Origin of the sequence: Ferroplasma acidarmanus Fer1, from assembly GCF_000152265.2 — an archaeon.
Lineage (GTDB): Archaea > Thermoplasmatota > Thermoplasmata > Thermoplasmatales > Thermoplasmataceae > Ferroplasma > Ferroplasma acidiphilum.
Genome location: NC_021592.1, coordinates 126,492 through 138,910, shown reverse-complemented (window position 1 = coordinate 138,910; position 12,419 = coordinate 126,492). Strand labels below are relative to the sequence as shown.

Below are 12,419 nucleotides of genomic sequence, written 5' to 3'. Positions count from 1 at the left end.
AAGAGTAATAACTTTTATACAAAAATAATTACTGGATGTAATTTGTTTCCACTATTGTATTTCCTGTGACAGGTTAAGTGCCATGGCTATGTATTATTAAAATTGATGTGGACGTATTTACTGTATTTTTAAAAAATTAAATATTAATATGTAATTACTTTATTAATGAATAATACTAACAATAAACTACTTTTAATAAACCTGATAATGCTACTATCTGTCGCATTTACCATGAGGACCTCAACCAATATGCTTATGACAGTCGTTCCTGTATTTACTAAATATGTTATAAATGCAGATGTATTCTTTGTGGGCTTAACTGCAACCTTATACGGCATAGGGGCAATGGTTGCCAATGTCCTGATCAACGGGAGAATAAATATAGAAAAAACACCCAGGACTATAGCATTATTACTTTTGATAATGACAGGGGGGATATTCTTTTACCTCTTATCCAATAATGTATATGAGGTATTGATTTTGTCAACAGTAACCGGGTTGTCCATGGGAGTTGTACAGCCTCTGTTAATGACAGTGACAAACGTTATTGCCCCGCCGGGTAAACGGGACAGGTACATAGCAGCGTATACTGCATCACTGTCATTGAGCTTAATATTCGGGGTTGTTATGGAAGGATTAATAACCTCATCAATAAATGTCAGGTATGCGTTTTTAATATTTTTATTCATATCGCTAATTTCCACCGTGTTGATGTTTTCCCTATCAACAAGGATAAAGATGAACATGAAGAGGAAAAATAGATTAACCTTTAAGGAAATACTGGGCAAGGCATCACATTCATTAAAACAGGGGAAAGTATTGTTTGCCCTGTTCGGCAATATAGCCTATGCATTTCCTTTTATTTTACTGATAACATATGGATCAATTATGGGAAAGGAATATGATGGCATAAATCCTGATATTTTCTTCTATCTTCTGGCTTTATTCTATAGTGTTTCGTTCCTGACAAGGCTTGTGTTATCGGTTAAAAATGTTAAAAATCATGAAATCTTGATGTATGCATCATTCGCCGCAACTATTATAGGATATCTGCTACTGGGAATTGATGCAGGCATAATAATGTTCATAGGGTCATTGTTAATACTTGGATTTCCACATGGTTCAATATACCCAACAGCAAGCTATTATATCGCATCAAGTGTGGAGCTTGAAGACCTTAATGTTGTTTATTCGGTTTTTATATTGATAATGGATGTTATAATATTTCTAATACCATTTGTATTCGGAATAATTTCAACAATATATAGTATAAGAATGGCCATATATTTGACAGCAGTACCAATGGTGCTATTGCTGTTAACATCTGTATTCTTTAATATAAAGGACAATAAAGCAATTAAAAAGACAGCGGTAACGCAATAACTATTTTTAAATTGCAGACAGGCCATTAATATATTGTAAATTTTAATAATTTTACATAAAAAAGCACTATTAATCAATGGGGAGACGGCGACGATTTAACATCACGATTGGCTATTGATTTCAGGAATTTTTTTGTAATCATATATTATAATAAAAAATAATATTATAACCGGAAAAGCAAAAAATAGAAAAGTTTCCCTTAAACCTATTGTATATACCATTAATCCTGAAATTGATGGCACAATAACAGCAATTAACATCATTATTGCATAAAAATATGTATTGGCTATAGATATTTCATCTTCATCAAATGATCTTGATAATGCGGTAAGTGATGTGGGATATGTTAGCCCATGTGGTATTCCGAGAAAACATATGATAATAAAATAAACAATTAAATTATTTGAAAAATATATCATTATTAATCCGATGATTGTTATTGAAATTGAAATTATAGTGGTAAAATATAATTTTTTAAAATGTTTATATGATAAAATAAGTCTTGAAATAAATGATAAGGCAAAGAAACCTGCGAGCAATATCTCGATAAATGAATAGGGAGCATTGAATTCTGTCCTTGCAAAAATACCACCAAATGTCAGGATTAATGCAAACGGGGTATCATATGAAATATTATTGAAAATTGATAATTGAAATCCTTTATTTTTAAAAACATTTATTTTATTTTTTCTTTCATTTCTATTTTCTTCTGGAAATTTGATTTTAAACGATAACGCAACTGCTAGAATACCGAAAGGTATAAAAAATAAGAACAGCTGGTATAAATTAAAATACAACAACAGGTATGATTCTAATAAAGGCCCTGCTATTAAGCTTGTACTTAAAGACAGTGTGTATAATGCCACCGTTCTTTCCCTTGTTTTTTTATCCTTTATTGTTCCGGTAGAGCTTATTATATTGGGCATAACAGTTCCGAAAAAGAATCCAGATATTATAACAAAAACCCATATACTGTAGCGATTTGAAAAATAAAATAAAGGCAAAAATATTAAATAAATTATAATTGATGCAATAAATAATTTCCTTCTGTTTTCACTGCACAATTTCGAATTTATAAGAGCACTCATTATGCCCGCGCTTCCTACTGCCAGTGCGCCCAGTATTCCAATTTCTAAGCTGTTGAAATTCAGGTAATATTTGGAAATTAATGGTATTGTAGTAAGTATTAAATTATTGTTTATCCTGGTGGAAAAGGTAATCACAACTACTATTGTGATATACAGGATTATGTTATTATTTTTATTATTGGAAAACACGCGCATATATTATTAATTTACAAATCGTTAATAAAATTTAGGTCATGCCAGGGTTTCTACAACATCATTATATGTAAATATAACCGCCTGTTACCACTGAATTTAATTGTAAAACATGAAGTACGCCGACTTTGTATAAATGCATAATATTAGGGATTTGGGGCATGTATTTTCTCTTCTTATCTCAGTCACATTTGAATAACAGGCGTTTTTATAGACAATAGGTAAATTTTTATACTTACTATTGTTAAATATAAATGAAAATTTCAGATAAAACAGCTATGAAAATATCCGGGCTTGTGTTATTTGCAGGCGCTGCCCAGTTTTTTCTGCTGGTGCTAATTGCAGAGGCTTTATATCCTCACTACAGCGTTGCTAATAATTATATCAGCGACCTCGGAGTTGGAAGCACGGCATATATATTCAATACATCTATTGTTCTACTGGGAATTGCAATAATAATTTCTGCAGTCTTTCTGTTAAAGTTCTCAAAACCCTTACGTATTGTTCTTATTCTGGCAGGCATCGGAGCTATGGGCGTGGGAATATTTCCAGAAACTACCGGGGCTATACATCTTTATTCCTCTCTCCTGGTATTTTTTATGGCTTCAATTGCAACATACTTTATATTATGGAGATTAAAGAACATTATATCCGTTTTCTGGGCTATTCTGGGAACAGTAGCTTTGATAGCACTGGTTCTTTATGCTATGGGGATTTACCTTGGATTAGGGGTAGGTGGAATGGAGCGGCTCATAGTATATCCGGATATTTTATGGGCTTTAGGATTTGGAGGGTGGATAGTTGCAAAGTATGAGGAAGACTGAAATTATTTATGTTGATCCAGGCTAGCATATTTCCACCTACCTTTAAATAAATATCATTTTTAGTATATTGAATAGCGAAAAGTAAATTCATATTTAATTATGAATATATATAATACTTCCATGGCATATGCCATGTTGCAAAAATTCTAAGTAGAATGGGCAAGCATCATGCCAAAATAAATTTCAACATAATGGTAATCAAGTCGCATTTTCCTTCCGGATGCCTGCAATATTCCATACATTACCATAAGATTCCAGAAACTGTCAGGTTTTCCTGTATCTATAATTTCCTGTTCAATTTTATATAACTCCTCAAAAGATCCTGTTTCGAAGCAATGTTTTACGGTATGTTCATACTTTTCCGCATTCTGCGAGTATCCATATGGCCCCTTATCCGAGTGTGTGTGGGCCTGATCTGCACTTATGATTATGCTTACTTTCTTATTGTATGCCTGAACACTATTGTAAAGTGATTTTCCAAAGTTTATTAATTTATCCCTGTTATTAATCCTTGACTGCCCGATAAGTACTATATTTCTCTGCTTGAAGAAAGAAAGTGGTATGCTTGAACCAAAATCAAGGGGAAATACCGAAATATCCCCTGAGTATGTTATAAATCTTAACTCTTCTGTTGTGTCCCGGGTAGATTTTATGATATCTTCAGTAAGTTTTCTCTCATTCTGCGCTTTAAAATCAAGATATGTATTCTTTAATTGTGTATCAGCCTTAAAGTATTCTGTATTCACAACAGCGATATTTTTTGAAAGATTTACTCCGTGGGGCGAGAGGATGACCAGCACATCTGAGCTGTCATTTTCGGCAAGTTCTTTCAAGGCATTGTTTAATTTCCTGCTATCTTCGTCCGGTATATCTATAAGTTCATCTCCGTGTGGAATCATATAAATATTATTGAGAACCATATTGTATAATCTAATGCTATTATTTATTATTATACCGGTTATTAATTGGATAGATCACAATTCAATAGTAACAAAGGTGGTAAAATATCAGGAATGCCGAAGGATGGAATATTAAGAAAACACCAGCAGGAAATAAGAACAATTACGCATTACAGTAATGAACCAATTTTCGATTCAATCACAAAATATTTATGCTAACTATTACTATAAAAATATGAAAATTGTTGATTTAAAATCTTATATAATAAAAAACACATGGAAAAAATGGGTTTTTATAGAAATCATAACTGACAATGGGGAAAATGGCTATGGAGAAGCAACTGTGTATTCAGGTCAATTTTCCGTAGTTAACCATATTAAAGATATTAAAAAATTTATTGTAAATAAAGACCCATTTAAAGTGAGGGAATTGGTAAATGAATGGTTTACATCATCCTTTAACAGGAATAGGGACATAGTAAATATGTCATTGATCAGCGGTGTTGAATCTGCATGTTTTGACTTAATCGGCAAGCATTTTGGATCTACAATTTATAATCTGTTCGGTGGGCCTGTAAGAAACAAAATAAAGGTATATGCAAATGGCTGGTATACAAATATAAATAACATTGAAGACTGGGGTAAAGAAGCCAGGAAGGTTATAAATAAAGGCTATAGGGCATTAAAGTTTGACCCATTTGGCAGTGGTTCCGGATTCCTGGAATATGACGAATTTAAAAAATCTATGGAAATAATACAGATTGTCCACGGTGTTGTTGGGGATAAAATTGAAATGCTGATTGAAGGCCACGGAAGATTCAACAGGTCTACAGCAATGAAAATAGGCAGGGAACTTGAAAAATATCCTAATATTGGATGGTTTGAAGAACCTGTTATACCCGAGGATATAGAGGGCATGGCTATGCTGTCAAAGTCTTTAAAAATTCCAATTGCTGCAGGCGAACGGTTGATCACATCCTATGATTTTACGCAATTATTTAAGTTAAACTCTGTTAGCATAGCACAGCCAGATCTAATAAATACAGGTGGCATTATAGAATTGCTGAAAATAGGAGCAATGGCAGAGGCTAACAATATTTCAATGGCACCACATCAGGCTGAAGGGCCATTGAATACATTTACAACCCTGAATATAGATGCCTTGATGAATAACCTGAAAATCCAGGAAATGTTCGATGAATTTGCATACCCTGCCTGGATTACCGATATAGTTGATACTGTACCTGAAGTTAAAAACGGATATGTGGAACTTCCTGAAAAACCCGGAATAGGAGTAAATCTAAAGGATAAAATTAATAATTATATTGCAGACGAAAACGATACTGATTTTAATTTATTCTCAGAGGGCTGGGAAAAGAGGGGTTTTAAATAAATTCTCCTCCGAAAGATTTTATACATATTATACTATTATTTCTTTATGGAAGCAATAATTGTGAAGCCACCTGAAGCAGGAATAACTTTTCAAAATTTAGATTATAAAAATAATGGAATTAAAATAAAAATTCTGGAAAATGGCATATGTGGCACTGATAGGGAAATAGTAAAAGGGCAATTAAATTCTGCAGCGATTCCGGCTGGATCTAATTATCTTATTCTGGGTCATGAAGCCATAGGCACTGTGATGGAAGATGGAACTATCTTTAAAAAAGGGGATATAGTAATGCCTGTAAACAGAAGGGGGTGCGGGAAATGCCTGAACTGCCTGGTTGGGAGGCCTGATTTCTGTGAAACGGGAAATTTTGTTGAGGCTGGAATAAAAGGCATGCAGGGGTTTATGGGCGAATATATATACGATGATGAGAAATATTTAGTGAGGGTCCCTGCCGGGATAAAAAACATGGCCATACTGGCACAGCCACTGGCTGATTTAGAAAAATCAATGGATGAGATTATCAATATACAGAAAAGGATGATATGGAGATGCAGCGATAATACCTTCCACTGCCGCAATGCACTGGTAATAGGAACAGGAACAATAGGCGTATTGTTTTCACTGCTTTTAAAAACATATGGGTTTAGTGTAACAATAGCAAACAGAAGATATGCACATGACAAGGAATCAAAAATATGTAATATAGCAGATATTAAATATTATAATTCAGCTACTGGATATAAATTTGATGATAATTCATTCGATTTAATAATAGAAGCATCAGGTTCCTCTGCAGATGTAATATCCCAAACAATGGGTTTTCTAAAAAATAATGGAATATTTGGATTGTTCGGATTTATAAGGTCAGGTGAGCTCAGTATAAATAGCCATATGCTTCAGGATTTCGTTTATAAATCAATTGCAATGGTGGGACTGATCAACGGCCAGAAGCCACATTTTGAAATGGCAATGGATCATTTAATGCAATGGAAATATATGTATCCTGGAATAGAGAAACTATTGATAACAGATGAAATTAAAATATCAGATAGGGAGAAAATAACCACTGTATTGACAGAAAAGTCTAAAGATGAAATAAAAACCAGGATATTATGGGATTAATTCAAACTACTTGATTGATAGGTTTTATAATTTGTGTATTTTGAAAATGATAATATTCGATTTTACTATCATTTTATCCCTGTCATACAACATTTATATATGATATACTGAAATCAGTTCCGTTATATTTATTATTACTTAGCATTTAAATTATCTCATTTTCATCATATGGCCATAGTAAATTGTTGTGTTTCCTTTTATATTTCATACATTTTCTCTGTTTTTTCTTATTATTGGTGTTATTCGGTATGTTTAATGATAACGGTATTCTGTAAATATTGTTTTTACCATAATTTATATGTTTTCTTTTCAGATATTCTTTATTCTTTTAGGTCCTAATATTGGATATTAATATTTTATTTCTTTAACGGTATTTATATTATTACTACTTAAGTTTATGGATTTTTTCTAAAAGTAATTTATATATAGAGTTAGTATTTTCATTTCTATAATTATTCTTCTAGATGATCTTTTTGGATTTTCTCTAATTTATTATAATTTATTCCCCCTCCTTTGATTTAATCCCAGCTTATATTATTTAATTATACTTTCGGATGGTATATATATGAAATATTTATGGGATAGTATAATATAAACTTTTAATGAAAATGTTTAAATATATTAATATAAATTAATAGTAACATTTAGGTTCTTTGAGAAATATTTTTATAGGATATATAATTGTTATTATCAGTTAAAAACTAAAAAGGTGAATAAATGAAAAATCCGAATGATGAGGTTAAGCCACCTTCGAAGATGAAATATGTTATTATTGCAATAGTTGTTGTAATAATGGTTGGAGCTGGAGTTACATTAGCACTTTACCATCCAGCCAAATCTAAGAAGGTGACATTTTATACATGGTGGGCTACCGAGGGAAAAGTTGCAGTAGATAAAGAATATGCTGCATTCCATGCAGCGTATCCGAATCTAACTGCCGTTTCAGAGCTTAAGGCCGGAGCTGGGGGGTCTGCGGCTAAGGGAGAAATACTTACGTTAATACGAGATGGTGACCCTCCTGAAGCGTTCCAAGCACATTATGGCCCTGGAATGCTTAGCTATGTTGAAGCTGCCAGCCAGCACTCAAAAGAATTCGTGAATATGACACCTATTTTAGATTCAATGACGAACGTTATCCCTGAAGTTGTAGAAGCAGGTGAGTATAACGGTACTTCGTTCTCACTACCAGTTGATATGCATAGAGGTGCTGAACTTTATATTAACCCTAATTTACTATACAATAACAGCATATCACAACTTCCAACAAACATCACAGAATTACTTAGTGACAGTAAAACTCTGAACAGCGCATTATCATCTACCGGTGGTGGAGGTTGGACAATTCCAGGTGGAGATGGAGGTTGGGACCAGATGCAGGTATGGGAAGACTTCTTCCTTGCTAATTCCATCAATACCACTGGAAACGCTACACTGTATGATGAACTAATGTACGGTACCTTAAACATGCACAGTTCTACAGCAATGAAGGTAATCAATGAAACAAATAATGACTATCTTACAGCGTATGGCGAAAGAATGCACGGAATCAGCACACTCACATGGACTGCTGTTATCCATGACATAACTGGAAGCAAATCAGGTTTTCAGGCAAATGGTAACTGGTATGTGAATGCCTATGACTATCTTAACGTGACAGCGTACCCTATGAATTCAAGTACGATCAACACAGCGTATGACCATAGCCATCATATAAATCTAATTGCCATGCCATTCCCTGGAACAAAGGGATATTTCGCATTGATCGATGACTCTGTAGCAATTCCAACAGGACCGAATCAGGCCACCGGGTTAACATTTGCTAAGTATTTTTCATCATTCGCAGGTGACAAAGTATTTACAAAATGGAAAGCTTCTTCATACTACGACAATATAACTTCACCGAGCTTTTATAATACACCATCTCAGTGGGGAGATTATGAATGCGCTGTTAACGATTCAGGAAACTCAAGCAGGTGGGTTTATCAGCTCTCCGATGGTGGGATGTTTGCATCTCAGACTAGCAGTTTCGAGACAGACCTAGAATCTCTAACATCAGCGTCATCTGTCAGTACATGGAATTCCCACCTAGGTTCTGTAATAAGCAGTGAAGAATCATCGTGGTTAGCTGGGCATAATCTAAGTCTTGGATTCCTTGGAACGGTATCTCATCCATTTGGTGGATACCTACCACCATGGGTTCATGATCCGGTTAACCCCGGTGCAACTGCAGCACAAAATACTATAAGTACGGTGAACGCTAATAATCAGTCAACAGCCGCTTCTTCCACGTCATCCCCATCGATTGCTATAATAGTTGTTGGTCTGACATCAATATTTTTGGCTAATGCTGTAATTAAAAAACGGTGAATAACTTTGAAAATTTCTAAAACTATACTTTTTTCTTTACCAGCATTATTTTTTGGTGCTATACTAATATATTTCCTGTTATGGAATGTATATTTCTCATTTACTAACCTATCGCCTATTCACTCCAGTTATACTATTGTTGGGTTTGCTACGTATGAAAGCGTACTTATAAGAAGAATATTTCAGTCTACTTTACTTAGAACTCTTGAATGGACAGGCGGAATGTTTCTGGTAGGTAATGGAATGGGTATCTTATTTGCATCATTGATATTTTTCTTGAAAAATCCCAAAGCTAGAACAGTATACAGTTCATTGTTCCTTTATCCACTCGCAGTTGCTATGTCAGCAGTAGCAATAATCTGGAGCTGGATTTATTCTCCTAGCGAGGGAATTGACACATTACTACGGGCAGTTGGTCTTCCAGCACCAAACTGGTTAAGTAGCGCACCACAGGCCTTGCCGAGTCTAATTATAATTACAACATGGGTTTATTCAGGACTTGCAGCTGTATTTTATCTAGCTGCATTCCAAAATGTAAATTCTGAAAGTATAGAATCTGCCAAACTTGATGTTGCGGGGCCATTTGTAATATTGAGAAAAATCTTACTACCCGAATCCAAAAATGCTTTCATCGTTACATCTGCCCTGCTTATTATATTCTCCTTAAGAATTTTTACTATTCCATATGTGGCTACTGGGATTAATCCACGGACAGAAACTTCAGTTCTTTACCTGTTTAATTTTTACACATACGGTTATTACGCCGAAGCAGCAGCTGTGAGTATAATTGTAATAGTTATAGCTATTGTTGTGGTTATACCATACGCTCTGCTTGGTATAAAGAGGTGGATAAATGCATAATTTAGATAAAATAGAATTTAGAAGGAAATCCTCCACGGTTAGAAAGATAAGGGGGGTATTGCATCACGTTGTACTGGTTTTGCTTGCAATCATATGGATTTTTCCAGTATATGTTCTTGTTGTTGATAGCCTAAAAACTACGGGCTCAGTATTAACAACACCAATTCTCGTGCCGGCATCAGCCACTCTACATTCTATTATAACAGTTTTTGAGGCACTCATTACGCAATTCTTCAACAGTGTGGTAATAGCTATTTCCACAGCAGTTATATCAACATTTATAGGGGCAATGGCTGCGTATTATTTCTACAGGATTTCCTCTAGAATAAATGATGTTATATTTACAGTAATAGCTATAGCGACATTTATTCCTTTTGAAGTAACATCGGTTCCGCTGGATAAGCTACTTATAGAAATTGGACTTTTCAACTCTATACCAGGGCTAATATTTTCATTTCTTATATTCTATCTTCCAACCGGGGCACTTTTAATGTCAATATTCTTGGCGGTTCTGCCCAAGTCAACAATAGAATCAGCCAGAATTGATGGGGCAAACGATTGGACTATATTTTCAAAAGTTGTAATTCCTCTTACTTATCCCGGTTTGATATCAACATTCATATTTATAATGATTGAAACGTGGAATAATTTCTTTTTACCGCTGGTTGCTACCAGCACACCTTCAGTTTCAACAATTTCATTGAGTCTATTATCATATACGGGTGGGTATGGAGTGCTTTACAATGATAGTTTTGCGGCAGCTCTTATTGCTTCAATATTCCCTCTTGTGGTTTTTATACTTCTGGGAAGGTACTTTGTAAAAGGATTAATGGCTATGGGAACAGGTTCGAAAGGATAATAAGGTGAAAAATAATGGTACAGATAAATATAGAAAACGTAACAAAAAAATTCGAGAAGAAAAATAAAGTGACAATGGCATTGCAGCACATCAATCTTGATATTGATTCTGGAGAATTCTTCGGGATCCTGGGTTCAAGTGGCTCTGGAAAAACTACTCTGATGAGGATTATTGCCGGTCTGGAAATACCAACAGAAGGGACAGTTTCTTTCGATCAAAAACCTGTTTCAAAGGATAACAAGATTATAACAGAAGTAGAAGATAGAAATATAGGAATGGTGTTTCAGAACTGGGCACTCTACCCACATTTAACTAACTTTGAGAATATTGCTTTTCCGTTGAGAATAATGAGATTGAAAGAAAGCGCTGTTAATAGAAGGGTAAAAGAAATAGCAGAGTTGCTCGATATAAGTGAGGTACTTAATAAACATCCTAAGGAAGCAAGCGGAGGACAGCAGCAAAGAGTAGCTTATGCTAGGGCACTTGTAAAAAACCCGGCTTTACTACTACTTGACGAACCCTTCAGCAACCTGGATGCGACAATAAAGGATGTTGCAAGGAAATACACAAAGGAACTTCAGAACATATTAGGTTTCACAGCAATCATAGTATCGCACGATCCTGCGGATATTTTTTCTCTTTCACGGCAGGTAGGTGTTATAAATAAAAGTTTGATTATGCAAACAGGGAAGCCAATTGATGTTTTTACCGATCCAGTAAGTATAGAAGTAGCCAGATCAACTGGTGAATATAATACTATACTCGTAAATGTAAAGGAAAATGGCCTTAGATACAACCTCAGTGTCGGCAATATGTTAAATATGGATATAGACATAAGTAAGGTTAAAAAGAGTGATACAATTGAATATCCTGCCGGGGAGGTGCTACTTGGTTTCAGACCATCTGATGTTATTGTAATTCCTTCTGATATGGCAGGCAGCTCTGATTTGCCCAGAGGATTTAAAGAATGTGGTGAAGCAGAAGTTGCAATTTCCAGTTATTATCAAGGTTCGTTTAGAGTTACACTCTCATTTAAGGATTCATCAGAGTCCTTTTTCTGTTTTCACAACACACCGCTACAGCCTGGAGAAAAAGTGAATATTTATTTAAATCCTGACCTGATTCACCTTTTCAATGCTAAAACGAATAAAATAATTTTTTAATCCCGATTTTTATTTTAATTGTTACAATATACACAATTCTTGTTATTGCACTTGTTTTCTGGTCCACCTATGCGGGAATTATAGCAAGCATAAGCACACTGAGTTTCGAGATGCAATGCCTTGAATTATAGCTTATTTTACGGAAAACACTCGGAAATTGTGAGTTGTTGCATGTAAATATGAGAAACTATTATAAAGTGTGATAGAAGTATTGTGAAAGATAGGATAGTAATTTTCATAACATAAAGGTCAAACCTGATATGTGATG

At 34.4% G+C, this 12,419-nt stretch carries 10 protein-coding genes; 8 read left to right on the top strand and 2 right to left on the bottom strand.

Going from position 1 to position 12,419, the window contains the following annotated elements:
- Nucleotides 1-165 precede the first annotated feature (165 nt).
- On the top strand, nt 166-1,383 hold the full coding sequence (locus tag FACI_RS00550) for an MFS transporter (RefSeq protein ID WP_009886131.1): 1,218 nt from the start codon (nt 166-168) through the stop codon (nt 1,381-1,383).
- A 101-nt stretch (nt 1,384-1,484) separates the two neighbouring features.
- Here the strand turns inward: FACI_RS00550 and FACI_RS00545 are convergent, their stop codons facing one another.
- On the bottom strand, nt 1,485-2,666 hold the full coding sequence (locus FACI_RS00545; protein ID WP_019841311.1) for an MFS transporter: 1,182 nt from the start codon (nt 2,664-2,666) through the stop codon (nt 1,485-1,487).
- 251 nt (nt 2,667-2,917) lie between these two features.
- Here FACI_RS00545 and FACI_RS00540 point away from each other — a divergent pair, with 251 nt between their 5' ends.
- Nucleotides 2,918-3,487 (top strand): DUF998 domain-containing protein, encoded by a 570-nt coding sequence (locus FACI_RS00540; RefSeq protein WP_009886129.1) that lies wholly within the window; start codon nt 2,918-2,920, stop codon nt 3,485-3,487.
- A gap of 146 nt (nt 3,488-3,633) precedes the next feature.
- On the opposite strand, the gene FACI_RS00535 is transcribed toward FACI_RS00540, so the two are convergent.
- The gene (locus FACI_RS00535) at nt 3,634-4,407 is read right to left on the bottom strand and encodes a DODA-type extradiol aromatic ring-opening family dioxygenase (RefSeq protein WP_009886128.1); all 774 of its coding nucleotides are present in this window, start codon (nt 4,405-4,407) and stop codon (nt 3,634-3,636) included.
- A gap of 214 nt (nt 4,408-4,621) precedes the next feature.
- On the opposite strand from FACI_RS00535, the gene FACI_RS00530 reads away from it, so the two are divergent.
- The 6 genes from FACI_RS00530 to glcV all read left to right on the top strand — a co-directional run bounded on the left by FACI_RS00530 (nt 4,622) and on the right by glcV (nt 12,151).
- Nucleotides 4,622-5,779 (top strand): mandelate racemase/muconate lactonizing enzyme family protein, encoded by a 1,158-nt coding sequence (locus FACI_RS00530; RefSeq protein WP_009886127.1) that lies wholly within the window; start codon nt 4,622-4,624, stop codon nt 5,777-5,779.
- A gap of 45 nt (nt 5,780-5,824) precedes the next feature.
- Nucleotides 5,825-6,901 (top strand): glucose 1-dehydrogenase, encoded by a 1,077-nt coding sequence (locus FACI_RS00525; RefSeq protein WP_009886126.1) that lies wholly within the window; start codon nt 5,825-5,827, stop codon nt 6,899-6,901.
- A 792-nt stretch (nt 6,902-7,693) separates the two neighbouring features.
- A complete protein-coding gene (gene glcS / locus FACI_RS10175) occupies nt 7,694-9,268 on the top strand; it encodes a glucose ABC transporter substrate-binding protein GlcS (protein WP_187288953.1) in 1,575 nt (524 codons plus the stop codon).
- 6 nt (nt 9,269-9,274) lie between these two features.
- On the top strand, nt 9,275-10,129 hold the full coding sequence (glcT, locus tag FACI_RS00515; protein ID WP_019841309.1) for a glucose ABC transporter permease GlcT: 855 nt from the start codon (nt 9,275-9,277) through the stop codon (nt 10,127-10,129).
- Nucleotides 10,122-10,988: a glucose ABC transporter permease GlcU gene (glcU, locus tag FACI_RS00510; protein WP_009886123.1), complete on the top strand. Its 867-nt coding sequence runs from the start codon at nt 10,122-10,124 to the stop codon at nt 10,986-10,988. Before glcT ends, glcU begins: the two co-directional genes overlap by 8 nt.
- A 14-nt stretch (nt 10,989-11,002) precedes the next feature.
- Nucleotides 11,003-12,151 carry a glucose ABC transporter ATP-binding protein GlcV gene (gene glcV, locus FACI_RS00505; protein WP_009886122.1) on the top strand — a complete coding sequence of 383 codons (1,149 nt, stop codon included), beginning with the start codon at nt 11,003-11,005 and terminating at the stop codon, nt 12,149-12,151.
- The last annotated feature ends 268 nt before the right edge of the window (nt 12,152-12,419 follow it).